The organism is Brevibacterium sp. 91QC2O2 (assembly GCF_024580695.1).
Classification (GTDB): domain Bacteria; phylum Actinomycetota; class Actinomycetes; order Actinomycetales; family Brevibacteriaceae; genus Brevibacterium; species Brevibacterium moorei.
The window spans coordinates 108814-133963 of sequence record NZ_JANIJY010000002.1 but is presented as its reverse complement, the minus strand read 5'-3'; the positions used below and the strand labels follow the sequence as shown (position 1 = coordinate 133963).

Here is a 25150-nt window from a genome sequence, read left to right as displayed (position 1 = left end):
ATGAGTGAACATGTGGTGGCGCGTGCCGGGGTAGTGGTCATCGGCCTGGGCAGTGTCGGATCGATGGCCCTGTGGCGGCTGGCGGGGGAAAACGATGGGCGTCCCATTCTGGGGATCGAACAGTTCGGCCAGGTCCATGGGAACGGTGCGTATCCGGGCGAGTCCAGACTGTTCCGGGTCGCGGCGAAGGAGGGCGCGCTCTACACTCCGGCGCTGCTGCGCTCGCGTCAGCTGTGGACGGAGCTCGAAGCGGAATCCGGTCGGGAGCTGCTCGTCAAGGCCGGTGCGCTGAGCATCGCCCCGGAGGGTTTCCCGGATCTGGAGCAGACGCTGAAGTCGATTTCCGACTATCAGCTGCCCCACCGGGTGCTCGACGCCGCCGAGCTGCGTCGGTCGTATCCGCAGTTCCACATCGAGGACGATGACACAGGTGTGCTCGATACCCTGGGCGGGGCCATGCGTCCCGAGGCCGCGGTTGCCACGGCAACCCAGCAGGCGCTGGCATTGGGAGCCCAGGCATGGTTCGATACCGAAGTCCTGGACCTCGAGGACGCAGGCGACGGAGTTCTGGTCCACACCACGCGTGGTGTCGTCCAAGCAGATCGGGTGATCGTCACAACCGGGCCCTGGAGCACCCGGCTCCTGCCGGCCCTGCGCAGGAAGGTGAGGGTCGGGAACTTCACGCTGACCTGGTTCCTGCCCCGGCATCCGGAGATGTTCACTCCTGACAAATTGCCTGGGTTCATGCGCGATCTGAACGGAGAGCACGTCTTCGGGGTGCCGACATTGGACGGGGCGTCGATCAAGGTCAGTGCACATTTGGATCTGCCCGATGTCGGAGACTACGCGGAGCGGTTCATGACGGTGAGCCCGGAATCCTTGGAGCGGGCCACCCAGATCGCCCATATGATGATTCCCGATCTGGTGGGCGGCCCGGTGAGGTGGTCCGCCCATCCCGATGCCGTGACCGAATCGCATGTGCCGATCATCGACACGATGGCCGATGGGCGCATCGTCATCGGCACCGGATTCTCCGGCAACGGGTTCAAGTTCGCCCCCGTCTGGGGTGAGGTGATGGCCGAGCTCGCGCTGACCGGTGAGGCGGAGTTCGCGGACGAGGCTTTCACGATTTCAGCGCATTGACGCCGCGACCCCGGCTTCTGCATACCGGCCTCCTGCCCTTAGAAGGGTGGGAGGTCGGTTTCGTATTCGGTTTGGTGGTCGATCGGTGGGGTGGTGTGGCGCCAGGGGTCGGTGATGATTTGGGTGCGGGTGCGGTGGTGGGCCCAGGGGGTCCAGTCTGTGGGGCGCCAGGTTTTGGGTCTGGGTGTGGTGTGGTCTGGGTGGGCGATCCGGTAGAGGATGTCGAGTTCTTCCCAGGTGGTGAGTTTGCGTTCGGGGCGTGGTGGCAGGAGGTGGTCCTGTGCCAAGAGGTGTTCGAGGTCGGCGATGGCGGGGATTGCACGTTCGGCAGCGGACAATGCACGTAGGTTGCGTTCGAGTGGGTAGAGGCCGGGGTCTGGGGGCGCGGGTTCTGAGGCCGCTGGGTCGGTGGGCACAGTGGTCCCCTGGGGTTCGGGTGGTGGATTCGGCGGGTAAGAAGTGGTGCCGGTGAGTTGGTCGATGATGTGGCGGGCCTGGGCGGCGTTGATCAGGTCCGGTGGTGGGTCGATGGTGTGGGTGAACCCCGTGGGTGCTGTGGTGGAGGTCCACGTATAGGTCAGTGAATCGTCTTTGCCGGTGGTGATGGTGATGTTGCGGTTGGTTTTGAGGAGGTGGTGTCCGCGGCACAGGGGGTGGAGGTTTGCCGTGGTGGTGGGTCCGCCCGCGGCTGGGTCTGCGTGGTTGAAGGGTTCGATGTGGTCGAGGTCGCAGGTTTGGGCTGGTCGGGTGCAGCCGGGGGCTGTGCACCAGGCCCATTTGTTTTGCAGGGTGGTGCGCAGGGCTGTGGGGATGTGGTAGCTGCGGGCGTGTTCGTCGAGCACGGCCCCGGTTGCCGGGTCGGTGAGAAGGCGGCGTAGTGAGGGTGCTTGTGAGGCGAGGTGGCTGGCGATGTCGGCGGGGATGGGTGCTTTACCTGCGAGTTGTCCGGGGAGTGGTTCGTCGCCGGTGAGGGTGAGGAAGGGGACTGTGGTGGCGACTTGGGCTTGGGAGGCGAGCCAGGAGTCATTGCGCGGGATGGTCACGGTGACCTGATGGATAGCGTCGACCAGCTGGGCAGGCGCTTGGCCGTCCGCGTTGTTGGTGGCGTCAGACTCCTGCGTGTCACCTGCGGGTGCTTCCGAGGAAGCCGCCGTGGCAACTTCCGTCACCGTGATGTCCAGGCTGTGCGGGGTGTTGATGAGGATGTCGAACATGAGTTGGCCAAGGTTGCGGTCATCCGTGATGGTGTGGGAATCCGCTTCTTCGAGGAGGACGGGATCACCCGTGCGGATAAGCCGCGCGAAGGCCCTGAGACGTGCCTCCAGGGCGGTGAGGGTGTGGATGGGTCCGGTGAGTTCGAGGAGGCCGAGTCCATTGCCCAGGTCGGTGAGGTGAACACCGCGTTCTTCGAAGGCGTGTTCTGCGGAGTGTTCGGGGGTTTTGAGCAGTGTGATGGCGGCTGTGAGGGTGGCGCGGTAGTGGGTGGCGTCTGTGGTGGGTGCGAGCAGGGTGAGTGCTTGGTCGAGGTAGTCGTAGGAGCTGGCTTCGATGTCTTGGGCGCGGGTGGTGGTGTGGTCGTAGAGGTCGAAGGATAGATTCCCGGATTGCATGGCTGTGGTCAGCCGGGGGAGGAGGAATCGGCCTTTGAGGATGCGGGTGGCCAGCGCGCGGGTCTGTCCGCGGGTTTTCCCAAGGGTGGTGGCCAGTTCCATCCAGGTGGTGGCGGGTACGGCGGTGAGTAGGTCTTTGAGGGCTTCGATGATGGCCTGTGGGTTGCGGGCGTTCGGGGCATCATCAGAGTTACCGGCGTGTTCGATTTCCTTCACGGTGGTGCCGGTGGCGGTGAGGAGGTAGTCGATGATGGTGGACCAGCGTCCGGATTGGATGTGTTGGTAGTCGTCTTGGACCGCGCGGAGACTGGTGAGAGCGGTCATCATTCACCTCCTTGACAGGTGTCGTGTCCGTGCTGATTCGTAGTCTGAAGGAGCCGGACTGCGGTGGATCGCCGATGATCTACCGATATCCATATTCTATTACATTGTGAACGCCTTGGGTAGAGCTAATCGAAGATTGTCATAGAGATATTTTTCTATCCACAGACTGTTGACGCACGGTCACATCTAGATACACATCTGTGGATTAGACCTGTGTATATGTGGATAACGTGGGGACTTGGCAGAACTCGCCGCGTCCCCTGGGAACGGCGCTGCCGAACACCCTCCAATCGGACCCCGCACCCCATGTCACCTGGTGAGATGCCCCGATTTCCCACAGTCCTCCTTGATAGCCTCGGCCCATCATGACTGAACCGACGCCTGAACCGATGACGCCCGCACAACAGACCTCCACGGACTCCTTCCGCTACCGCAGCGATCCCCTGCCCGTGCACGTCATCGAGAACGCCCGCATCCCCCTGGCCGACGGCGTCGAGCTGTCCGCCCGCGTCTGGCTGCCCGCCGATCGGCACACGCAGCTCGACGCGACCCAGACCTCGGGCGAACCGGGAACTACGGGAGAACAGGGATTCGAGCCCGTCCCGGCGGTGCTGGAGTACATCCCCTACCGTAAGAACGACATGACCGCCGCGCGCGACCAGACGATCCACCCGGAGTTCGCCCGCGCCGGCTACGCCAGCGTGCGTGTCGACCTGCGCGGCTGTGGCGATTCCACAGGCGTGATGACCGACGAGTACTCGGCCACGGAACTGGACGACGGCCTGCAGACACTGGCCTGGATCGCCGCCCAGCCGTGGTGCAACGGCAAGGTCGGCATCATCGGCAAGTCCTGGGGTGGGTTCAACGGCCTGCAGCTGGCGGCCCTGCGCCCGCCGGAACTGGCCGCCGTCATCACCGTGTGCTCGACGGACGACCGCTACGCCGACGACGTCCACTACAACGGAGGGGCCATCGTGGGCGACCAGATGGTGTCCTGGGCCTCGACCATGTGGGCCTACAACGCCCGCCCACAGGACCCGGCCGTGGCCGGCGCCGGCTGGCTCGAGGACTGGAAGCACCGGATCGACGAATCGCCGAACAACATCGCCGAATGGCTGGGGCACCAGCGTCGCGACGCCTACTGGAAACACGCGTCGGTGTGCGAGACCCCCGAGGCCATCGAGGTCCCCGTGCTGGCCGTCGGCGGCCTGCAGGACGAATACCGCACGACCCTGTTCCGGCTGATGGAGAACGCCGCCGAACAGCGCCGGACCAATCCGGACTACCCGCCCATCCACGCCCTGCTGGGCGGGCATGCGCACAACTATCCGCATCAGGCCGCGCCCGGGCCCGGCTACGACTTCATCGGCGAGGCGATCCGCTGGTGGGACAAGTGGATGAAGGGCGTGGACAACGGGGTGCAGGACGATCCGCAGTTGCGCGCCTTCGTCCCCGACAGTGCCCCGATCGGCTCCGATCGGGAGACCCGGCCCGGCCGCTGGGTGGCCGAACAGGTCTGGCCCAGCCCGCAGGTGGCCGAGGTCGAATACGGCACCGCAACCCCCGCCGGCTCCGCAACCCCTGCTGCACTCACCGCAACCCCCTCAGGTCCCCGGACCCTGTCCTCGTCGGTGCTGTTGGGCTTCGACGGCGGCAGCTGGCTGCAGTTCGGCGAGGCCGCCGGCATCCCGGGAGATCAGGCCAGGGACGACGCCCAGTCCTTCACCCTGAGCTGGACGGCCGCCGAGGGTCTGGAGATTCTGGGCACCCCGCGAGTGCGGGCCACCGTGTCCTCGAGTGCCGACCGCGGCGTGATCGCAGCGCGCCTGTGTGATGTGGACCCTGCCGGGCAATCCCGCCTGCTGACCCTGGGCCTGTTCAATCTGACCCACCACACCGGCCACGAGTTCCCCGAACCACTGACGCCGGGAACCCCGGTCGAGCTGGACTTCCCGCTGCTGGCGACCGCGGCTCGGCTGGCTCCGGGTCACAGCCTGCGCCTGAGCATCTCCGCAAGCTATTGGCCGAATCTGTGGCCCTCGCCCGAGGAAACCCTCATCACCGTGCACGATGCGAACCTGCTCGCCCCCGTGCGCACGGCTGCGGACCCGGTGGCGGATTCGGCGCTGAGCGCACGGGTCACTGCGGCCCTGGGCACGCCGCCGGAGCCACCGGAGAACACGATCGACGCGGACTATGCGCCGATGACGCGGACCCTGGAGACCGACCTGGTGACGGGCCGGACCAAGGTGGAGACCTTCACCGAATCCTGGCAGACGGACCTCGCCGATGGACTGTTCTACTACTCCTCCGAACGCGACTCCTACTTCCGGACGGCCGGGGACTCCTCCTCTCCCGAGGCCGTGTGCGAGCGCAGCATCCGCTACCGGCGCCCTGGACTGCCCGATGTGCAGGAGGCCCCCGGCCGGGCCCACACCGCGCAGGCGGACGCCCCGGCGGCGGCTGATCACGGCTGGGACGTCGAACTGCGCACGCGCAGCCGGATGACCGGGGACGCCACGAGCTTCACCGTGACGAACGAGCTCGTCGCCTACCACGATGGGGTGCCCTTCCACCGGCGGAGGACCAACACCACGGTGCCCCGCGATCTGAACTGAGGTGCATGCGGATGAATGGACCCGGAAACGACGGAATTGGAAACGACGGACCCAGAACACATAAGTCGCGCAGCCGCGGGCCCCTGACCCGGCGCGGCGCCCTGGGACTGCTGGGCGCGGGCCTGGGCGCCGGGCTGGGGCTGGCGTCCCTGGCCGGGTGCGCGGGCCCGGCAGGGGCCGAGGCCTCGGGGAGGAAGGGCGGGAAGCGGAGTCTGACGGTCGGCTCCAAGGGCTTCGCCGAAAGCTGGGTGATGGGCGAGCTCTATGCCCAGGGCCTGCGGGAGCGCGGCTACCGGGTCGATTTGAAGACCAATGTGGGCTCCAGCGACATCATCTATTCGGCTCTGCAGTCCGGGCAGATCGACATCTACCCCGAATACACGGGCGTGATCCTGGTGAACTTCATACACGAGGACCGGCTGATGGATTCGGCGCGCGAGACCTACGATCTGGCGGCGAAATGGGCCGCCGGCGAGCATCTGAGCATGCTCAAGGCCACCCCGTTCGAGAACAAGAACGCGATCGCGGTGCGCCGGGAGTTCGCGCACGAACACGGCCTGAAGACCATGTCGGACCTCAAGGGGATCGGCGACTTCACCTATTCGACCTACCCGGACAATGTCACGGGCGCCCAGGGCTATGAGGGCATTGTGAAGGCCTACGGGCTGGACAATATGAAGCTGAAGACCCTGAGCATCGGCCTGAACTATCGGGCGATCGAACGCGGAGAGATCCAGGCGGCCGATGTGTTCACCACCGATCCGCAGCTGTTGCGCTCGGACCTGGTGGTGCTCGAGGACGATAAGAAGATCTACGGCTTCCAGAACGTGGTGCCGCTGATCCGCCAGGATGTGATGGATACCGTCGACGATGACCTCACAGAGTTCCTCGACACCCTGCACTCCCTGCTCACCACCACCGCGATCCAGGCGCTCAACGAGGCGCAGGCGATCAACCGGCTGGACCCGGCGCAGGTGGCCAAGACCTTCCTGCAGGCCAACCGGCTGATTTGAGCGGACCCGATCCGATACGAATGCGAGTTGAGAACACGATGATCGAATTCGTCGACGTCACCAAGGTCTATCCCGGCCAGAGCGAACCGGCCCTGGCCGGGCTGAACCTGAGCGTGGGCGCGGGCGAGCTGGTGTGCCTGGTGGGGCCATCGGGCGGTGGCAAGACCACCGCCCTGCAGCTGGTCAACCGGCTGATCGACCTGAGCTCGGGGAAGATCCTGATCGACGGGAAATCCATTATGGACATCTCGCCCATCGAACTGCGCCGCACGATCGGCTATGCGATACAGGCATCCGGCCTGTTCCCGCACTACACGGTCGCGGAGAACATCGCCACGGTGCCGAAGATCCTGGGCTGGGACAAGCAGCGGATCAAGGACCGCACCGTCGAACTGCTGGAACTGGTGGGCCTGACCCCTGTGGACACCTGGCTCAAGCGCTATCCCGGCCAGCTCTCCGGAGGGCAGCAGCAGCGCGTGGGGATCGCCCGCGCCCTTGCGGCCGATCCGCCGGTGATGCTGATGGACGAGCCCTTCGGGGCCCTGGACCCGATCACCCGGGTGTCCGTGCAGGACGAGTTCCTGCGGATCCAGCGGGCCGTGGGCAAGACGACGCTGTTCGTGACCCACGACATCGACGAGGCGATCAAGATGGGCGATAAGATCGCCCTGCTCAAGCCCGGCGGCAGGCTGGCCCAGTACGGCACCCCGCAGGAGCTGCTGAGCCACCCGGCCGATGACTTCGTCGCCGAGTTCCTGGGCGCCGAACGCGGCCTCAAACGCCTGGCCCTGGCCACCGTGGGCGAGGTCCTGGCCGCGCGCCAGGGCGCTGCAGCTTCGGCCGAAACGGCTTCCTGGCCCGAGGCCGCACCCGCCCTGACTCTGCGCGAGGCCCTGTCGCTGGTGTCGGCGGCAGGAGCCGGGGGTGCCAGGGTCGTCGAAGCAGGCCGGGCGCTGGGCACGGTGAGCCTGCATGAGCTGGTGTGCGCACCGGGCACCGGGGTCGCCGAGGGCAGCGATGAGTGAGTTCGCGCCGGCGGGCGATCCCGTCATCCCCGACTACGGCACCGCGACCGACTGTGTGGCCAATGATGGGCTGTTCTGCACCGGCTGGTTCGTCCAGCAGTGGCCCAGCGTGTTCTGGCCCGCCCTGGTCTCCCATATCTACATGGTCGTCATCGCGGTGGTCGTGGGCTTCATCATCGCCTTCGCCGCCGCCCTGCTGGCGTACCGGAAGAAGTGGCTGGCCGGGCCGCTGAACTGGGTCGCGACGATCCTCTACACCCTGCCGCCGCTGGCGCTGTTCCAGCTGCTGGTCCCCTTCACTGGCCTGAGCATGTGGACGGTGGAGATCGCGCTGGTCTGCTTCACCCTGCTCATCATCTTCCAGGCAGTGCTCTCCGGTCTGGCCGGGGTGCCGGCCGAAGTCAAACGGGCTGCGACCGGGATGGGACTGGACTCCGGCCAACTGCTGCGCCAGGTCGAGCTGCCGCTGGCACTGCCCGCGATCATCTCCGGGGTGCGGATCGCCACGGTGCTGACCGTGAGCATCGCGACAGTCGCGGCCTTCGTCGTCGATGCGGGCCTGGGCTCGCCGATCATCAAGGCCGTGTCATCGCCGTTCAACACGCAGTTCATCGCCGCCGGCGCGCTCGCCGTGCTGCTGGCCTTCGCACTGGACGGCCTGCTGGTCATCCTGGGCCGGATCGTGACCCCCTGGACGAAAGCGAGGGCCTGAGCCATGGAATCCGTATTCGGGGCCTTCCCCTTCATCGCGAACAATCTGGGCCTGCTGCTGGAGAAGACCGGCGAGCACCTGGTCATCAGCCTCATCCCGATCGCCGCCGCGATCATCGTGGGCGTGCCGCTGGGCGTGTGGCTGGGCCACATCCACCGCGGCGAGTTCCTGGCGGTGAGCGTGACGAACATCGGGCGCGCACTGCCCAGCCTGGCACTCGTCGCGATCCTCATCGGCCTGGTGGGCATCGGAATGCTCAACGCCGTCATCGCGCTGTTCCTGCTGGCCTTCCCGCCGATCCTCAGCTACGCCTTCCAGGCGGTCGACTCGGTCGACCGGGACCTGAGCAGAGCCGCCAGGGGAATGGGCATGACGCCCCTGCAGGTGCTGACCAGGGTGGAACTGCCCTTGGGCCTGCCGATGATCATCAGCGGCATCCGGACCTCCGTGGTGCTCACGGTGTCATCGGCGACGGTCGCCACGATCGCCGGCTCCGGCGGGCTGGGCGATATCATCCTCAACCAGGTCGCCTACGGGATGGCCGGCGTGGTCGCCGGCGCCCTGTGGGTCGCCCTGCTGGCGATCCTGCTCGACCAGCTGCTGGCCTGGCTGCTGCGCGCGGTATCGCCCTCGGGGGTCAAGTACCTGCAGGCGGCCGGCTAACCGGGGCCCCGGCTCACCAGCGCACGTGCAGCACGGTGGGGCGATCGGCCGCCAGCGCGCGCTGAAGTCCCTCACGCAGCGCTGCGGCGTCCTCGGGCGCTTCGCCGGCACAGCCCATGGCCCGCGCCAGGGCCACGAAGTCCACGCCCGGCAGGTCCACCGCCTGCACGGGATCGTGGCGGGCCACCATCTCATCGCGGATCTCACCGTAGCCGCCGTTGTCGACGACCACGATGGGCAGGGCCAGGCCCAGGTGGGCGGCGCACGCCAGTTCTGAGACCGTGAACATGATCCCGCCGTCGCCCTCGAGCACCACGATGGGGGCCTCGGGTTCGGCCAGTTTCGCGCCGATCCCGGCCGGCAGCCCGTAGCCCAGGGTCCCCAGGCCCGAGGGGTAGAGCAGGGAGCGGGGCCGGTGCGCCGGCAGCAGGCCCAAGGCGCCGTAGTACGAGGCCTGGTTACTGTCCGCGGCCAGCACGGCCCGGCCGGCGGTGGCCCGGTCGATCGCCTCGACCACGGGCAGGTGCCCGCCGGCGGTGCGCAGCGCCTGGGCGCGGATCGCCTGGCGCAGCCGCCCGGCCGACTCCGGCAGCCCGACCGACTCCACCGGCGCGGTCTGCTGCACGGTCGGTTGCGCGGGTGCGGAACCCGCTGCGGCCTCGGCCCCGGCAGTGCGCAGAGCGGCGGTCAGAGCGGTCGTCCCCACCGCCGCATCGGCGAGTACGGGCACGGTGGCCGTGGCATTGGCGCCCAGCCCGTGGGGGTCGACGTCGATCCGGATCACCGGTGTGTCAGGCGGGACGGGGCCGGCCCACATATCCGCCGGTGCCAGTTCCGTGCCGATCGCCACGAGGACCACTCCGGGCCGCGCCAGGTACTCCAGCAGGGCCGGTTCGTGGATCCCGGCCCCGGCGAACAGCGGATCGTCGGTGGGCACGATGCCCTTGCCATTCGCGGTGGTCAGCACGGGGGCCGCGAGCACGCGGGCCAGCTCAAGCACCTGCGCGGCCGCGTGCGAGGCCCCGCCGCCGGCGATGATGACCGGGCGCTCGGCCCCCTGCAACAGGGCAGCGGCCGAGGCGATCGCCCGCTCGTCAGGTGGCAGGGGAGCGCCGAGTACGGGCACCGGAGCGGGCAACCGGGGACCGTCCGCGGGCAGCGCGGCCGGCAGCAGGTCCAGCGGGATCTCCAGGTGCACGGGACGGGGCCGGCCCCCGGTCAGCAGTGCGAAGGCCCGAGTCACGGCAGCCGGGATGTCGGCCAGGGACTCGACCCGCCAGGCCGCACCCGCGACGGCCTCCAGCGCGCCCAACTGGTCCTTGACCTCGTGCAGATAGCCGTTGCCGCCGCTGGGATGGGCCAGGGGCAGGCCGGGGGAGATGGTCAGCAGGGGGATCGAATCGGAGTAGGCCTGGGCGACGGCGGTGACCGCGTTGAGGATGCCGGGGCCGGTCGTGGTGATGCACACCCCGGGCCGCCCGGACAGACGCGCATAGCCGTCGGCCGCGAACCCCGCACCCTGTTCGTGCCGCGGATTGACCGTCCGGATGCCGCAGACGGCCAGTGCGGCGAAGAGGTCCAGATTATGGGTGCCGGGGATGCCGAAGACGGTGTCGACCCCGTGGGCCGCCAGGGCCTCGACCAACAGCTGGGCGCCGGTCCTGGCGTCCTGTGGCGCGGTGTTCTTAGATGCGGCGGCGTGCTCAGTCATTGTGTCCTCCAGAGGTGTGGGTCGCAGTAGGATCGGCCAGCGCCCGTCGATTGTGCTCCACGATGCACAGGGCGCCGGAGCGCACGGTGTGGTCGCCGGCCAGCTCGAAGGCCAGGCGCGTCAGCCGGTCCAGTTCCCGGTCGATCATCGCGAAGGCCGAATCGACGTTGGGTTCGACATCGCCGAACAGGGTCCACCACCACCAGGCGTTGGTGGCCGAATTGGCCAGGAAGTCCGGCACCACCGGCACCCCGCGGGCGGCCAGCAGGGATTCGGCCACCGGCAGCACCGGCATGTTCGCCGCCTCCACGATGAGCGCTGCGGTGATCCGGTCCTGATTGTCCGGAGTGATGCAGTAGGACACCGCCGCCGGCACCAGGACCTCGCAGTCGATGCTCAGCCAGGCGTCGCGCTCGAGCACCGCATCGCCCGGGCCCAGGGCCGAGCGGTCGATGCGCCCGGCGGTGGTTCGCGCGGCCAGCAGGGCCTCGACGTCCAGACCCGCCGGGTTGGCGATTGTCGCGTCGATATCGGACACGGCGACGATCCGCAGGCCGGCGGCGGCTAGGAACCGGGCGCTCGCCCCGCCCATCGAGCCGAAGCCCTGGACCACGGCGCGCGCGCCCTGGACCGGGATGCTCAGGGTGTCCAGGGCGCTCAGAGCCGCCCGTGCCACGCCGCGCCCGCCCACCAGCAGGTCCAGCCCGATCCCGCCCGAGGTGACGGCCGCCGCGGCGGCCAGCTTCGCCTCGGCTGCGGTTATCGTCTGCGCCGAGGCTCCCAGGCGCTGGTAGGCCGCCTGCACTCCGCTGCGCAGCCCGGCGGCGGTGACGGCCGCGTCGAGGCCCTCCTGGCGGATCCCCAGGTCCTCGCCGACGGCCCAATAGGATTCGAGGATCGGGCGCAAATCGGCGATGAACCGATCGAGCACCGCCTGTGCGTCGGGGGTGTCCGGATCGTAGTCGATCCCGCCCTTGGCTCCGCCGAAGGGCAGGTAGTTCGCGCCCGGCCGGAAGTGCAGGGCCTCCTTGAGCGACATGGCCCGCGCCAGGCCCCTGACCTCGTCGAGGGTGCAGCCGGGGCGCATCCGCAGTCCCCCGCTGGCGGCCCCGCCGAGCAGTTCGGTGATGACGACGTGGGCGGTCGCAGGGGAGTGGCGGTCGTGCCAGGCGATCTCCAGGAAGTTCTGCATGGAGCTCCTTACCGTTGTGGAGTTATTGTTGCGGGATCAGGCGGTCGGCGGGAATGTCGAGTTCCCGGGCCAGCGCCTCGGTCGCCCAGGCCCGCAGGGTGTCGGCGGGCAGGTCGCGGCGGTAGACGACCTGCTGGATGGCCAGCCCGTCGAGCAGCGCATGGACCCGCAGCGTGGCCGCGCGCGGATCGGCCACCCGGAACTCACCGGCGGCCCGCCCTTCGGCCAGCAGGTCACAGAAGGCGGCCTTCCAGCGGTCGTCGAGCTCCCGGGTGATCGCGGTGGCCCGCTCATCGCGGCCGGCGAACGCCCAGCCCTCGATCCAGAAGCGCCAACCGGCTGCCCGCTCGCTGGGCGCATACCAGCGCAGCATGCCGGGCAGGCGCTCGCAGGCGCTGCCGCCGGCGCCGGCCAGGTCCTCGAGCCGGGCGATGTCGCGATCGGCCACGAACTGCAGGGCCTGGGTGATGAGGGCGTCGAGGGTGGAGAAGTGGTACATGATGAGCGCGGGGCTCACCCCCAGTTCGCATGCCACATCCGCCACTCGCACGCCGCCGGTGCCGTGTGCTGCGATCTGGTCGGCGGTCGTCTCCAGGATCTCCGCGCGGCGCTGCTGCGAGGTTTTGCGCGTCACCGTCAGTCCTGCACGGTCCAGTCCTGGAAGTTCCAGAACAGGGTGGGCATGACGGTGATGGGGTCGACTCCCTGCACCCTGTTGCGGGAGGACACGATTGCGGGGAACTGGTAGAGGATCGTGCCGTAGGCATCGTCGACCAGGTGCCTTTCGATGTCGCCCAGCAGGGTCGTCTGTTTGGTTTCGTCGGTTTGGGTCTGCAGATCGTCCAGCAGCTTGTCCACCGTGGGGTTGGAGTACTTGCCGGCGTTGTTGGTCCCGCCCGTGCGGAAGTAGGAGTCGGTCTCCGTCTTCGCGGTGGTCTCCGTGGCCCAGCCGAACAGCCCAGCGTCGTAGGTCTCCGTGTTGTTCAGGTGTGCGCTCCACTGTGGGTCGGCATTGGCGACGACCTCGAAGCCGGCCTTTTCCGCGCTCTCCTTGATCAGCTGGAAGACCTGTTCGCGGCGCGGATTGTCCTTGGCGTAGAGGATGCGGACCTTCGGTTTGTCCGCGCCGGCTTCCTGCAGCAGGGACTTGGCCTTGTCCGTGTCGAGGGTGCCGAAGCCGTCTTTGAGCCCGTTCTGCGCGACGATTGTGTCGTACGCGGGCGAGCCGGGGACCTGGGTGAAGGAATCGCGGGTGGTGGCGTCCGGGTTCAGCGGCTTGATGATGTCGTCGACGATCTTCTGGCGCGGCACCGACATGAGGAACGCCTGCCTGACCTTCTTTGCCTTCTCCTTGTCCCCGCCGTAGCTGGCCGGATCGAAGGGGCCCTTGTTGTCGAATACCGTGTCGAGGTGTTCATAGGTGCCGTCCAGGCCGTTCTGAGTGGTCACCCCGTCGAGTGCATCCAGGGATTTGCGGATATCGGCTGTGGGCTGCGGGTCGATCACGTCGACCTCGCCGTTCTGCAGGGCCTGGACCGCGGCGGTGGGGTCCTCGTTGTAGCGGATGGTGATCTTGTCCAGCTTGGGTTTGCGGCTGCCCTGGTAGTCATCGCGGCGTTCCAGGGTGACGTACTGGTCCTTTTTGAACTCCGTCATCTTATAGGGCCCCGTGCCGATGAGCAGGTCCGGGTCGTCGGGCAGTGTGGTGAAGTCGAAGCCCGAGTTCCAGACATTGGCGATCTTCGCCAGTGCGGCCTTGTCGTCGTCTTTGAACGCCTTGAGGATGGCGGCGTTGGCCTTGGTGGGATCGTCGATGCCCAGGGCCTTCTTCGCCACGATGTGGGCGGGCAGGCCGGAGTCCTGGATCGTCATATTGATATTCCAGTCGGCGAAGGGCCGGGAGTAGGCGAAGGTCGCGGTCTTCCCGTCAGCGGAGACTTCGGGGAAGTCCTTGATCAGCGCCAGCCCGGGGTCGGCGGAGTTGAAGATGACGCTCTTGCCCTTCTGCTTCTTCACGTAGCCGTCCTCGTCGGTGGCATCGGCGGCCTCCTTGGTGTTGAAGTTGCCACTGCGCGCGCCCCAGGCCAGTACCAGGTCAGCCGCGGAGTAGGGCGTGCCGTCGGACCATTTCGCGGTATCCGCGATCGAGTACTTGACCTTCATCGGCTTATCGGAGACCTTCTCCACCGTGCCGAAGGAGGGATTGGGCTGCAGCTTGAGGTCCTTGTCGTAGTAGGAGAAGGCGTCATCCATCATGTAGGTGACGTTCGAATTGGTCACGGCATTGCCGCTGTTGGTCTCCGCGTTCATGGAGTAGAAGACCTGATCGGACATGACCGAGACCTCGGAATTCCCGCCGCCGGCCTCCTGGGCCGGTGAGTCCGCGGCGTTCGGCGTGCACCCGGCCAACAGCAGGGCCGTGGTCGCCGACAGGGCGCAGATCGTCATGGTGGGCTTGAACATGGGAGTGTCCTCTCAAGGTGGCTTGCGTCATTTCAGCCTATCCTGAATGGCCATTCAGTTCCAGGGGGCCTGCTGCTGTGCGCGAGTGCGGGCCCCGATAGGGTGCAGGTATGAACTCTTCGAAGCCCGTTTCCGGTGCTGGTACTGATGGCCGCGGAGCCGGCGTTGCTGCCGGCAATGCCGCCGGTCCGGCCCGCGTCCCGTCCGTGATCGACGCACTGGCCGATGAATACGCGGACCGGGTGATCGCCCGGATGCCCTCCTGGCAGGTCTACCTGGGAATCGAGGGGGACTCGGCAGGGCTGGACGACTACTCCCCGGACGCGGTCGACGCGGCGGCCGAGCTGAATGCGCAGACCCGGGCCCGGCTGGAGCAGATCGAGAGTTCCGCCGCCCCCGGAGCCTTCGACGAGGTCGACGCGGTCACCGCCGACGCCCTGCGCGAACGCCTGGGGCTGGCCGCCGATATGCATGCCGCCGGCCTGGATCTGGCGCCGCTCAACAACATCGAATCGGCCACGCAGTTCATCCGCAACACCTTCGACCTGCTGCCGAAGTCCACCGCCGATGACTGGGAGTCCAACGCTGCGCGGATGCACAGCGTGGCCGGCAGCCTGCGTGGCTATGCCGAGTCGCTGCGCCGGGCCGTAGCGGCAGGGAAGGCGCCCACCCGCCGGCAGGTCGCCTCGGTCGTGGAGCAGACGGACGAGGTGACCCGGGCCGATGGCTTCTTCGACGCCTTCATCGTAGGCGCCCCCGGGGCGCAGGCCGGGCGGCTGCGCACCGCGGCCGACGCCGCCAAGGCCGCCTACGGGGAACTGGCGGAGTTCTTAACGCGTGAGATCCTGCCGGCCACCGCGGCCGATGACGCCTGCGGGCGGGAGGACTACGCCCTGTACAGCAGGCAGTTCCTGGGCGCCGAAGTGGACTTCGAGGAGACCTACGCCTGGGCGCTCGACGAGGTCGAGCGGCTGCGCGCGGCCCAACAGGCCACCGCGGAGGCCCTGTACCCCGGCGCCACCGTGGCCGAGGCCATGGAACGTTTGGACCGGGAACCGGCGCGGATACTGCACGGGGCCGAGGAGCTGCGGGCCTGGATGCAGGGGGTGGCCGACGAATCGATCCGTGCGGTGAACGGCACGTACTTCGACATTCCCGAACCGCTGCAGCGCATCGAGTGCATGGTCATCCCCAATGGCTCGGGTGAGGTCTACTATTCGGGGCCGACCGATGATTTCTCGCGCCCGGGGCGGATGTGGTGGTCGGTGCCGCGCGGGGTCACCGACTTCACCACCTGGCAGGAGAAGACGACCGTCTTCCACGAGGGGGTGCCGGGGCACCACCTGCAGATGGGCGGGGCGACGTACAACCGGGCCACGCTGAACAATTGGCGGCGCAACCTGTGCTGGGTGTCAGGGCACGGCGAGGGCTGGGCCCTGTACGCCGAGGCGCTGATGGCCGAACTGGGCTTTATGGACGAGCCGGGGGACTATATGGGCACCCTGGACTCGCAGATGCTGCGCGCCACCCGCGTGGTTGTGGATCTGGGCGTGCACCTGGGACTGGCTGCGCCGAAGTCCGTGGGTGGAGGGACCTGGGATGCGGACAAGGCCTGGACCTATCTGCGCGCCCACCTGGCCACCATCGACACCTCCCTGCGCTTCGAATGGACCCGGTACCTGACCTGGCCGGGGCAGGCCGCCAGTTACAAGATCGGCCAGCGGATCTGGGAGCAGCTGCGGGCCGACGCCCAGGGTGCCGCCGTTGCCGCGGGTCGGGTTTTCGACCTCAAGGACTTCCACTCCCGCGCCCTGGACCTGGGCTCGGTGGGCCTGAGTACCCTGCAGAAGTTCGTGGGCTAGCAACGCAAGCGAGGTCAAAATATCATTCGACATGTATATGCATCTGAAGTAATGTAGGGGTGTGGAAATATGGACGGTGGTCTACTCCGACGAAGTGCAAGCGTGGCTCGACGGCCTCACCGCTGGGCAGTACGCTACGGTGCGTCGAGTGGTTGCGCGTCTCGAGGTGGCGGGTAATATGCTTCGCATGCCGCTGTCGAAGCCGCTTGGTGAGGGGCTCTTCGAACTCCGCTTCAACTTGGAGAATAAGGCTCGGCGCATCACCTACACCTTTCAGCCAGAGCAGCGCATTATCACCCTGACTACCTTTTATAAGCAGAAGAACAACGAGCGTAGGGAGATTCTCCGCGCTCGCCGTGCACAGAAGGAGCAATCATGACTATCGAAGCCTCTGAATATCACGCCAAGCGTCTCGCGGCCATGCCTCCTGAGGAACGGGCAGAGTTTGATGTTGCTTCCGATGTTGCGGAGCTTTCCCTCGACCTTGCTCAGGCCATTTACGATGCACGGCATGAAGCGGGAATGACACAGGCACAGCTCGCTGCGGCGATGGGGGTTACGCAGTCCTATATTTCCAACCTCGAAGGCGGAGGTAGCCTCCCTACGCTCAAGACTCTGGCCCGGGTGGCTCGTTCCACAGGCGGACACCTGAGCGTCAAGTTCGCGGCTTGAACCGAGCAATCGTGCTTCTTGATCGGTAATTCGATGAAGCGCTGGTGTGGCCTCGCCGCAGACCAGCTGACGAGCTCCGAGGTCGTCAGCTAGTCCGAGGGTTCGTCAGTCGTCGTGGGATGACTGTTTGCGCTGGCCGCGACGATGCGCGGAAACCTCTGCGACCTTCCCATTGGGCATGCGCCGCTTGTGGGCACGGATGACGTGACCGGTGGACGTTTTAGTAGCTTCGACCGCTGGCTCTGGCTGGCCTGTGGTGTTCTCTGACACGGGGCTTGTTTGTGCGTCTGACATGGTTGTTCTCCTTCTGATTGGTTATTTGCGTTTTTTCCCGCCGGTCCGATAGGCGGATACCAGGGTATGTCCCCCGCTGGGAACTCGTCTCTTATACCCACGGGTATTATGAGGTTTCCTTTGTGTGGTTGGCTCCGGTGGTACTGAGATGGTTGTTAACTCTGGCGCGATAGCCCGGGCTCTGTCATTCTCAATTAGATGTTCGATTCGGTACACATCTGTAGGATAGAACTTATTTCCTGACACTTGTTCAGCTCGCCGCCAATATTCAGAAACACTTGTCTTGAATATCGATCCTGTTTCGCCAAAAACATATAGTATTGCGATATTTGTCAAGAGGCGCAATCTGCTGTTGGATCTGTCGCCAGTATCGTTATACGAGGAAAGTCCTAGCTGATCAATAGTGGACCCGGAAGAAAGTTGCACAATTCCGTTGGCCTGGAAGAACTGTACATAGAGGCGGCTTGCTCCGATGACAGATATGTCAATAATGGAGACATTCCCAGACCCGCCTCGCCATTTAACTGGGATTTTCTCACTCAGGTAAAGTCTCCAGTGCTTGTGAATTGTCAGTTCTTCAGCGAGGAAACGGGATGCTTGGTCGAGACGGACATCCTTAAGTGATTGAAACTGTCGCAGTATCTCTTTTGCAACAGATTCGCCTACCAGTACGACTGCACAAGGACGGGACCCCGAGGATACTACCTTAGTTTGAGGTATGCTCCCTGATAATGTGTTGATACCCCTAGTTTCTTGAAGTCGGGTGGGGTTGGAAGACTTGGTTTCTTTCTTGCTTAAGGATTGGGCTACTTCCGACCAGCCTACACTTGTGCATAGATCCGCGAGTGCTTTTTTCTTATTTCGGTCACCTGCGCATCTAACCAGAATTTCGGTAAAATCTTTTTTCCGTGAATTGGAAGATCCTCTTAAGCGAATCTGCACCGTCATTTCCCTGAGCCTCGCTTGTGCGCCGGGAGAGTTTCGTAGTCCTGCTGTTGTTATAAAATCTGCTTGGTCAACCCAAGGCAAGGTTTTAACCCGGGACTGTAGTGCAGACCACAAGATTGAGCTAAGCTCGGTCGATTGTAATCTGGAAATTTCGGTAGGCCAGTCAAAAAGCGGGTTGAATGGCATAGTATGGGCAAAATGGTAGCTTATTACGTCGGCGGGACTTCTCCTGCTGCGAGTCACTGGCGCATGCCCGAGCTGCATGCTCCTGAAGCTTTGCTTGTCAAGAAATTCATTGTACTGAGTGATTATCGCATCTGGGGTGAATGGCTCAGGATTGATAGAGTATACCAGGTCTGCAAATTCGTTCCATCCTAGTCTGTCTGAGATTTCGGAAATTAAGTCATATTCTTTAATCAATTTCGAAATGCGACGTTCGACTTCCTCAACTTGTTCCTTGTTGTAGGGGTTTGATTTGCGAATCAGGTTTTGTATAGCGGTGTTGGTGTGGGTGTTTGGTGATGCGGTAAGGCTGAGGATGAAACGTGCCTGATCCCACCAGCTCTGTGTTTTTACTCTGAGAGATAGGCCAAGCGCTAATGCTGTGCGTAAGGGTGAGTCCGGGAGTGCTATTGTCTCAGATATCCAGTCGGTTTGAACAGGCATGGCGCATATTGTCTGAAAGTCATTAGCCAGGGCGTCGAGGAGCTCTCTGTCTTTAAGGGTCCGGTACGAGTCAAATCGCGTGGTGCTGGTTCGGATCTGGAACTGGTCCAGGAAATTTCGATACTGCTTGATGAGGACGTTGGCTTCGACCCGCTGCTCACCCATCACTGTGCCCTCTTCTTCGCTAGCTGTTCCATTTGATCAATGACCGCGTCCATGGCCTCTTTGCGCCGATCCGGCGGGTACTTGTACTTGGCCAGCAGGATCTTGACCGATGACCTGAGTTTGGCACGGACATCGTCGCGCACAGTCCAGTCCGTCTTGACGTCCTGGTTCATGATCTTCACCAATTCCCTGGCGATCTGCGCCAGGACATCGTCACCCTGCAGCTCAACCGCGGATTCGTTGTCGGCCAAGGCATCGTAGAAAGCCAGTTCGCTATAGGCCAGTGGGGGATCGAAGTGGTCACCGCGGGTCGCCTCGGCTGCAACGTCCTTGGCCATTGCGATCAGTTCCGCCATGACCTCGGCACTGGTCAGCTGCTGGTTCGTATAGCGGTTCATCAGCTCCTTGATCCGTTCGGCAAAGGCCTTCTGCCTGGTCAGGTTGTTGTGGGTCAGCCGGTCGGATTCGCGCACCAACTCATTGCGCAGCTCTTCTATCGCCAGATGAGCCTGGTCCGGATCCTCGACTCGCTTGCGCAGCTCGGGCGCAAGCTCGGTAATCGACTGTGTCTCCAAGCCTGCCAGCGCATAGATGTCGATGACCTCGCCGGTCTGCGTCGCGCCCTCCATCAGAGAGGCCAACAGGCGCTCGACGTCCTCGGGGACGGGCTGTCCCTCGGCCTGGCGTTCCTGGGCGTCGTACTTCGCCATCCACACGCGGACTTCTTCGTAGAAGCGCACGTCCCGGGTCAGTGCCTTCTCCTGGTCCAGGTCGCCTCCGGCCAGAGCCCAAGCGCGGGCTAACTGCCCGGCACGCTCCCGGAACCGACCGGCTAAGGTTGGGGTTGAGGACTCTTCGCCCTCCAGCCCCGAAGCACCTACAGCCTGGTCCACTTTGTCGTCGGCATTTCCACGGTCAGGCGCACCGAGTCCGGCCACGTGTTGGTTTGCCGGCTTGCGCAGGTAGTTCGTCAGTTTCAGCACGGTGCGGATCCAGACGGAATTGCCCTGTTCATCCAAGGCCGTGCGCCAATCAAAGCCGGCGCACAGGGTGTCCAGTTCCGCCAGGACCTGGCGGACGGTTTGCTGCGCCTGAGTCGTGTCGCGCCCGACAGGCTTCTTCCGTTGATCCGTCTCCGTATATTCGGCCAGGGCGTCCTGCAGGTTTTGGGTGATCGGCGCATAGGCCACAAGTAGACCCGCGGGTTTGTCCCTGAACGTCCGGTTGACCCGGGCCAGGGTCTGCATGAGCAGCGCACCCTTGAGTGGCCGGTCCACATACAGGGTGTGCAGCGGGGGAGCGTCGAATCCGGTGAGCATCATGTCCTTGACGATGACCAATTCCAGCTCATCGTCGGGATCGCGCAGACGGTTCTGAATCGCCTGATTCTGCGCCTGCCTGCGGCGGTGCTCAGTTACAATTCCCTGGTCGGTAGCGTCGGACGAATAAACGACCTTGACCTTGCCGTCATCCACCCCGGCGGAGCCGCTGGCTCCCTCCCACGAAGGCTCAAGGGCGATGATCTCCTTGTACAGCCTGGCGCAGATCTCACGGGTGGCGCACACGATCATCGCCTTGCCGCCCGTTGGGTGTCCCGGGGTGGACAGGAATCCCCGCATCGCCTCAGACCGGACCTTCCAATGCGACACGATGTCCCGGGCCAGCACCTTCAGGCGCTTGGGATCACCATAGACCGCGTTGATGACGGCAACTGACCTTTCGACCTTTTCGCGCTCCACGTCGTCGAGACCGACAGTGGCCTCATCCGCGGCGTTGTTCAGATCGTCTTCCGAAACGTCATCGCCCAGTCCCATGGACACCAGACGGGGTTCGTAGATGACGGGGACCGTCGCCCCATCCTCCACGGCGCGGGTCAGATCGTAGGTGTCGATGATCGGGCCGAACACGGCTTCGGTGTTCCTGTCCGCGAATGAGATCGGGGTACCGGTGAAGGCGATGAACGACGCATGCGGCAGCGCGTCGCGGATGTGCCGGGCATAGCCGTCGAGGTTGTCGTAGTGGCTGCGGTGGGCCTCGTCGACGATCACGATGATGTTGTGCCGCTCGCTCAGCCGAGGATGGGACAAGCCATTGTCCCTTTCCGCCTTGGTCAGGCCGAACTTCTGCAGAGTGGTGAAGAAAATCCCGCCGGTGGCTCGAACGCTCAGCTGCTCCCGAAGCTGGGAGCGGGTCTCGATGCGGATAGGGGATTCGCCCAGCAATTGCGAGGACGCGAACCCGTCGAACAACTGCGAATCCAGTTCTGTGCGGTCGGTGACGACCACCAGCGTGGGGTTCTTCAGTTCGGGCTGGCCGGCCACCAGGTGCGCGTAAAGTTCCATCTCCATGGACTTGCCACTGCCCTGGGTGTGCCAGACGACGCCCACCTTGCCATCGTTGCGCACGGCATCGACCGTGTTGCCCACCGCCTTCGTCACCGCGAAGTACTGATGCGGCTTGGCGACCCGCTTGACCAGACCATCAGCACCCTGGGAGAAGGACACGTAGTTCTTCACGATCTGATTGAAGCGCTCCTGGTTGAACAGGCCGTCGGTGAGCACCTCGATGGGCAGATTGGTGTTGTCGTCCTTGGGGTCGGCGCCCAATGGTACGGGCACACCGTCATCGTCGACATTCCACGGGCTGAAGTGGTTCAGCGGCGTGAACGGGGTCCCGTACTCGGCCTGCAGACCATTGCTGATCACAGAGAGGACGGGACAGGTGAAGGCATCGGGGAATTCCTGCAGATAGGTCTGCAGCTGGGCGTGCGCGTCCGCGATGGTCGCCGACTCCGACCCAGCCCGCTTGAGCTCCACGAGCACCAACGGAAAGCCGTTGACGTAGAGCACGATGTCGAAGCGGCGTTCGTGGTCGCGGTCGCGGATGGTTACCTGGTTGACCGCCAGGTAGTCGTTGTCTTTGACCCTACTGCTCATCAAACGGATCGTCGGGTTCTGCTCGATTCCCTCGGAATCGACGTAGCTGATTCCGCGATAGCCATCCGTCAGCGCCTGATGGAAACGGAAGTTCTCATGTAGGGCGTCCGAGCTGGCGGTGGCCAGGACCTCTTTGAGTGCTTCCTCCAGGTACCGACCGGGGACGGTCGGGTTGAGTTTGCGCACCGCGGCCGAGGCCCTGGCCCGGATTACCGGGTCGGCCCAGGTAACGCGCCCATCGGGTGCGCCGGGGGCTACGTCCTTGCCTGCCATGGTCTCCCAACCATGGTCGTACAGGCGGTTCAGCATGAACTCTTCCCAAGCATCTTCGGGGATCATCGGTGCTCCTTTGCAGAGGTTCGGGCACGGGTGGGTTCGTGCCCGAACCTCATATGGTCCTTATACGGCGTCCGAGGCGATGGCTTCGGCGTCCTTAACTGTGATCTTGCCAGACATGAGCAAGGGCAGCAGCTCGTCTCGGGTCCTGGCCAGGGCTGTGGATTCCCCATCTACCGCTGAAATGGATGCTTGGAAGGAGGCCGCAAGATTAGAAATCGTCCCTATCTGCTCGCTGGATGGAATCATTATTGGTTGTGAATATGCCTCATCTCTATTCAGCCCTGGTACAGCAGAATCAGAATTCAGGCCAGTGAAGTCGACAGTTTTCACTAGTCTATAAAGTAGTTCATTTGAATAGGGTAGGGAGGATTCGACAAAATATGCGGTATCTATAGGATAGTGAGGGCCATTGACCCAGTATGTGGCGCCTACTGTCCCCTTTCGGCCGATCACTGTTCCCGAATTTTTGACCAAGTAAGTGTCGTGGTAACCGGATATTCCTCCGCTTCCGACCACTGGAATATCTCCTGGGTTACGCAGTTTTGCCGGGAGTGATTTTCCATAGTTAAGAGTGAGAATGTCGCCTACCATCATTCTTTTCCCCTGTGCGACAATTTGATAGACGAGGGCATCAATGAGGGCATCCAACTTTTTTGCGACTCGTTCGTTGGCGGCGATTTTGTCGTCGAGCGCTCCCAGCACCTCGGCAATCGCCTGCTGCTCGTAGAGTGCAGGAATAGAAAGGGGAACGGCTGACAAAATTCCCGTGTTTAAATTGAGCATGGTGGCGCCTACTGCATGTTTACGAATCCACGTGCGCGACTGTTCAAGGCCCAAAGCGTACGAAATAAATCGCGAATCGTGTACGTTCTGGTCCTTAATTCTAACTCGCAGGCAACCGGTGCCGCACAGCCAACCAACGTTCGACTCACGGACGAGTGCACGTCTCTCGACGTCGCCGCGCCGTGAATAGACTATGTCTCCATAGGCCAGTTGGTGACGGGACAGACGGCTGACGTCATCTACGCCAATTCTTGCAATGTTCTCAGTGGTGATGACGTTGTCGCCGATGTCCTGCGGCATGACCACAGGAATGCCCTCGGCGACATAGTCAGATGCATGTAATTGTGATCCAAAAGGTCCGGTCTGGATGCCTCCATCAGCTTGACTGCAGATCTCGCCTAGAGTGACAGTCTCCCAGCTCATCCCAGCCTCCCCAGCTGTTCGCGCACGACACGCTCCAGGCGGGCGGACTCGTCGAAGGCCTCGGCCAGTTCCTTCTTCAATCGGGCGATCTTCTGATCGATCGGCTCCAAGTCCTCCGGCGCCGGTGGGGCACCGACATAGCGGCCAGGAGTCAGCGCGTAGCCGGCAGCCTGGATGTCTGCCAAGGTGGTGGACTTGCAGAAGCCCGGCACGTCCTCGTATTCGGCATCGTCGTCCGAGGTGCCCATCCACCGGTGGAAGGTACCGCTGATCAGCTTGATGTCCTCGGGGCTCAGATCGCGTTCCGCACGGCTGATCATGTGCCCCATATCGCGGGCGTCGATGAACAGAGTCTGACCTTTGCGTGATCCCTTGTCTTTGGCGAAGAACCATACGCACACCGGGATGCCGGTGGAGCGGAACAATTGGGTGGGCAGTGCCAGCATGCAGCTGACCAAGTCAGCCTCCACGATCTGCGCGCGGATATCGCCCTCGCCGCCGGAATTCGACGACATAGAACCATTGGCCATGACGACTGCGGCCTTGCCCGAGTCGTTCAGCTTCGAGATGATGTGCTGAATCCACGCATAGTTCGCATTGCGGGCCGGCGGCACGCCGTAGGCCCAGCGCGGATCGTCCTCCCGGCGCACCCACTCCTTGAGGTTGAATGGCGGGTTTGCCATGACGAAGTCCATCTTCACATCCGCGTGGATGTCACGGGCGAAGGTGTCGCCCCAGCGTGCGCCCAGCCCTTTGTTGCTCATCTGGTGGATCGCCAGATTCATCTTTGCCATCCGCCAGGTTTCCTCATTGGATTCCTGGCCGAAGATGTTGATGCTCTGCGGATCGCCGCCGCGGTCGGCGATGAATTCCTCCGACTGGACGAACATGCCGCCGGAACCGCAGCACGGATCGTAGACCCGGCCACTGTACGGTTCCAGAACCTCGACCAGGGTGCGGACCACCGAACGCGGGGTGAAGAATTCCCCACCGCGCTTGCCCTCGGCCCTGGCGAATTCCGCCAGGAAGTATTCGTAGACCTCGCCCATCAGGTCGCGGGCGCGGTGTTCCCCCTGGGCGGAGAACCGGGTGGAGTTGAACAGGTCGATCAGTTCACCCAGGCGGCGCTGGTCGATATTGTCCCGGTTGTACAGACGTGGCAGCGTGTCCTTGAGCGACGGGTTGAAGGCCATGAGCCGTTCCATCGCGGAGTCGATCAGCGAACCGATCGTCCTGTCCGGTTCACCATCTTGACCTTTCAGACCCTTGGCATGCTGGGCCAGGAAGGTCCAGCGGGCCTCGTCCGGGACCAAGAAGACACCAGATCCCTCGTACAGGTCAGGGTCGACCGAGAGGGTTGCCAGGTCCTCTTCGTCTGTGATGCCTTCGGCGGCTAGACGGTCCTTGACGATCTGCTGCTGTTCATCGAAAGCATCGTTGACGTACTTGAGGAAGACCAATCCCAGGATGACGTCCTTGTACTGGCTGGCGGACAGAGAACCGCGCAGCCGGTCCGCTGCTTTCCATAGTGTCGCCTTGAGCTCAGCCATGGTGCTGGGCGCATGTGGAGACTTTTTCTTGGCCATGT

18 protein-coding genes are annotated in these 25150 nt (G+C 64.1%); 9 read left to right on the top strand and 9 right to left on the bottom strand.

Annotation, left to right across the window (positions count from 1 at the left end):
* The gene (gene solA / locus NQ036_RS02685) at positions 1 to 1143 is read left to right on the top strand and encodes an N-methyl-L-tryptophan oxidase (RefSeq protein WP_257056992.1); all 1143 of its coding nucleotides are present in this window, start codon (positions 1 to 3) and stop codon (positions 1141 to 1143) included.
* Between the two features lie 38 nt (positions 1144 to 1181).
* Here solA and NQ036_RS02680 read toward each other — a convergent pair whose 3' ends face one another.
* Complete coding sequence (locus NQ036_RS02680) at positions 1182 to 3077, bottom strand: HNH endonuclease signature motif containing protein (RefSeq protein WP_257056991.1); 1896 nt, start codon at positions 3075 to 3077, stop codon at positions 1182 to 1184.
* A 365-nt stretch (positions 3078 to 3442) separates the two neighbouring features.
* Between NQ036_RS02680 and NQ036_RS02675 the strand changes: the two genes are divergently transcribed.
* From NQ036_RS02675 to NQ036_RS02655, 5 genes are read left to right on the top strand one after another with little or no spacing between them, the layout of a single operon-like run.
* Positions 3443 to 5695: a CocE/NonD family hydrolase gene (locus tag NQ036_RS02675; RefSeq protein WP_257056990.1), complete on the top strand. Its 2253-nt coding sequence runs from the start codon at positions 3443 to 3445 to the stop codon at positions 5693 to 5695.
* An 11-nt stretch (positions 5696 to 5706) separates the two neighbouring features.
* A complete protein-coding gene (locus NQ036_RS02670) occupies positions 5707 to 6708 on the top strand; it encodes a glycine betaine ABC transporter substrate-binding protein (protein ID WP_257048043.1) in 1002 nt (333 codons plus the stop codon).
* A gap of 20 nt (positions 6709 to 6728) precedes the next feature.
* On the top strand, positions 6729 to 7733 hold the full coding sequence (locus NQ036_RS02665) for an ABC transporter ATP-binding protein (protein ID WP_257048044.1): 1005 nt from the start codon (positions 6729 to 6731) through the stop codon (positions 7731 to 7733).
* The gene (locus NQ036_RS02660; RefSeq protein WP_257048045.1) at positions 7726 to 8445 is read left to right on the top strand and encodes an ABC transporter permease; all 720 of its coding nucleotides are present in this window, start codon (positions 7726 to 7728) and stop codon (positions 8443 to 8445) included. The genes NQ036_RS02665 and NQ036_RS02660 overlap by 8 nt, the downstream gene beginning before the upstream one ends.
* Before the next feature lie 3 nt (positions 8446 to 8448).
* Entirely contained in the window at positions 8449 to 9108 is a 660-nt protein-coding gene (locus tag NQ036_RS02655) for an ABC transporter permease (protein WP_257048047.1), read from the top strand.
* Between the two features lie 13 nt (positions 9109 to 9121).
* Here NQ036_RS02655 and NQ036_RS02650 read toward each other — a convergent pair whose 3' ends face one another.
* The 4 genes from NQ036_RS02650 to NQ036_RS02635 are packed head-to-tail and all read right to left on the bottom strand — an operon-like array spanning position 9122 to position 14474.
* Complete coding sequence (locus NQ036_RS02650) at positions 9122 to 10819, bottom strand: thiamine pyrophosphate-binding protein (protein ID WP_257056988.1); 1698 nt, start codon at positions 10817 to 10819, stop codon at positions 9122 to 9124.
* The gene (locus NQ036_RS02645) at positions 10812 to 12011 is read right to left on the bottom strand and encodes a Glu/Leu/Phe/Val dehydrogenase dimerization domain-containing protein (RefSeq protein WP_257056987.1); all 1200 of its coding nucleotides are present in this window, start codon (positions 12009 to 12011) and stop codon (positions 10812 to 10814) included. Before NQ036_RS02645 ends, NQ036_RS02650 begins: the two co-directional genes overlap by 8 nt.
* 22 nt (positions 12012 to 12033) lie before the next feature.
* Positions 12034 to 12645 carry a TetR family transcriptional regulator C-terminal domain-containing protein gene (locus tag NQ036_RS02640; protein WP_257056986.1) on the bottom strand — a complete coding sequence of 204 codons (612 nt, stop codon included), beginning with the start codon at positions 12643 to 12645 and terminating at the stop codon, positions 12034 to 12036.
* Between the two features lie 2 nt (positions 12646 to 12647).
* A complete protein-coding gene (locus NQ036_RS02635) occupies positions 12648 to 14474 on the bottom strand; it encodes an ABC transporter family substrate-binding protein (protein WP_257056985.1) in 1827 nt (608 codons plus the stop codon).
* Positions 14475 to 14584: 110 nt separating this feature from the next.
* Between NQ036_RS02635 and NQ036_RS02630 the strand changes: the two genes are divergently transcribed.
* The 3 genes from NQ036_RS02630 (at position 14585) to NQ036_RS02620 (ending at position 17008) form a co-directional block, all read left to right on the top strand.
* Entirely contained in the window at positions 14585 to 16336 is a 1752-nt protein-coding gene (locus NQ036_RS02630) for a DUF885 domain-containing protein (RefSeq protein WP_257056984.1), read from the top strand.
* A gap of 61 nt (positions 16337 to 16397) precedes the next feature.
* Positions 16398 to 16715 (top strand): type II toxin-antitoxin system RelE/ParE family toxin, encoded by a 318-nt coding sequence (locus tag NQ036_RS02625; protein ID WP_257048056.1) that lies wholly within the window; start codon positions 16398 to 16400, stop codon positions 16713 to 16715.
* Entirely contained in the window at positions 16712 to 17008 is a 297-nt protein-coding gene (locus tag NQ036_RS02620; protein ID WP_257048057.1) for a helix-turn-helix domain-containing protein, read from the top strand. The genes NQ036_RS02625 and NQ036_RS02620 overlap by 4 nt, the downstream gene beginning before the upstream one ends.
* Before the next feature lie 315 nt (positions 17009 to 17323).
* Here the strand turns inward: NQ036_RS02620 and NQ036_RS02615 are convergent, their stop codons facing one another.
* The 4 genes from NQ036_RS02615 to NQ036_RS02600 are packed head-to-tail and all read right to left on the bottom strand — an operon-like array spanning position 17324 to position 25148.
* A complete protein-coding gene (locus NQ036_RS02615; protein WP_257056983.1) occupies positions 17324 to 19081 on the bottom strand; it encodes a hypothetical protein in 1758 nt (585 codons plus the stop codon).
* Positions 19081 to 22356, bottom strand: a complete 3276-nt coding sequence (locus tag NQ036_RS02610) for a type I restriction endonuclease subunit R (RefSeq protein ID WP_257056982.1) — start codon at positions 22354 to 22356, stop codon at positions 19081 to 19083. The genes NQ036_RS02615 and NQ036_RS02610 overlap by 1 nt, the downstream gene beginning before the upstream one ends.
* A 60-nt stretch (positions 22357 to 22416) precedes the next feature.
* Positions 22417 to 23562, bottom strand: a complete 1146-nt coding sequence (locus NQ036_RS02605) for a restriction endonuclease subunit S (RefSeq protein WP_257048060.1) — start codon at positions 23560 to 23562, stop codon at positions 22417 to 22419.
* On the bottom strand, positions 23559 to 25148 hold the full coding sequence (locus tag NQ036_RS02600) for a type I restriction-modification system subunit M (RefSeq protein WP_257048068.1): 1590 nt from the start codon (positions 25146 to 25148) through the stop codon (positions 23559 to 23561). The genes NQ036_RS02605 and NQ036_RS02600 overlap by 4 nt, the downstream gene beginning before the upstream one ends.
* Between the last annotated feature and the right edge of the window lie 2 nt (positions 25149 to 25150).

Coding starts and splice junctions, on each gene's coding strand:
- solA (WP_257056992.1), top strand. CDS start 1: ATGAGTGAACATGTGGTGGCGCGTGCCGGGGTAGTGGTCATCGGCCTG.
- NQ036_RS02680 (WP_257056991.1), bottom strand. CDS start 3,077: ATGACCGCTCTCACCAGTCTCCGCGCGGTCCAAGACGACTACCAACAC.
- NQ036_RS02675 (WP_257056990.1), top strand. CDS start 3,443: ATGACTGAACCGACGCCTGAACCGATGACGCCCGCACAACAGACCTCC.
- NQ036_RS02670 (WP_257048043.1), top strand. CDS start 5,707: ATGAATGGACCCGGAAACGACGGAATTGGAAACGACGGACCCAGAACA.
- NQ036_RS02665 (WP_257048044.1), top strand. CDS start 6,729: ATGCGAGTTGAGAACACGATGATCGAATTCGTCGACGTCACCAAGGTC.
- NQ036_RS02660 (WP_257048045.1), top strand. CDS start 7,726: ATGAGTGAGTTCGCGCCGGCGGGCGATCCCGTCATCCCCGACTACGGC.
- NQ036_RS02655 (WP_257048047.1), top strand. CDS start 8,449: ATGGAATCCGTATTCGGGGCCTTCCCCTTCATCGCGAACAATCTGGGC.
- NQ036_RS02650 (WP_257056988.1), bottom strand. CDS start 10,819: ATGACTGAGCACGCCGCCGCATCTAAGAACACCGCGCCACAGGACGCC.
- NQ036_RS02645 (WP_257056987.1), bottom strand. CDS start 12,011: ATGCAGAACTTCCTGGAGATCGCCTGGCACGACCGCCACTCCCCTGCG.
- NQ036_RS02635 (WP_257056985.1), bottom strand. CDS start 14,474: ATGTTCAAGCCCACCATGACGATCTGCGCCCTGTCGGCGACCACGGCC.
- NQ036_RS02630 (WP_257056984.1), top strand. CDS start 14,585: ATGAACTCTTCGAAGCCCGTTTCCGGTGCTGGTACTGATGGCCGCGGA.
- NQ036_RS02620 (WP_257048057.1), top strand. CDS start 16,712: ATGACTATCGAAGCCTCTGAATATCACGCCAAGCGTCTCGCGGCCATG.
- NQ036_RS02615 (WP_257056983.1), bottom strand. CDS start 19,081: ATGGGTGAGCAGCGGGTCGAAGCCAACGTCCTCATCAAGCAGTATCGA.
- NQ036_RS02610 (WP_257056982.1), bottom strand. CDS start 22,356: ATGATCCCCGAAGATGCTTGGGAAGAGTTCATGCTGAACCGCCTGTAC.
- NQ036_RS02605 (WP_257048060.1), bottom strand. CDS start 23,562: ATGAGCTGGGAGACTGTCACTCTAGGCGAGATCTGCAGTCAAGCTGAT.
- NQ036_RS02600 (WP_257048068.1), bottom strand. CDS start 25,148: ATGGCCAAGAAAAAGTCTCCACATGCGCCCAGCACCATGGCTGAGCTC.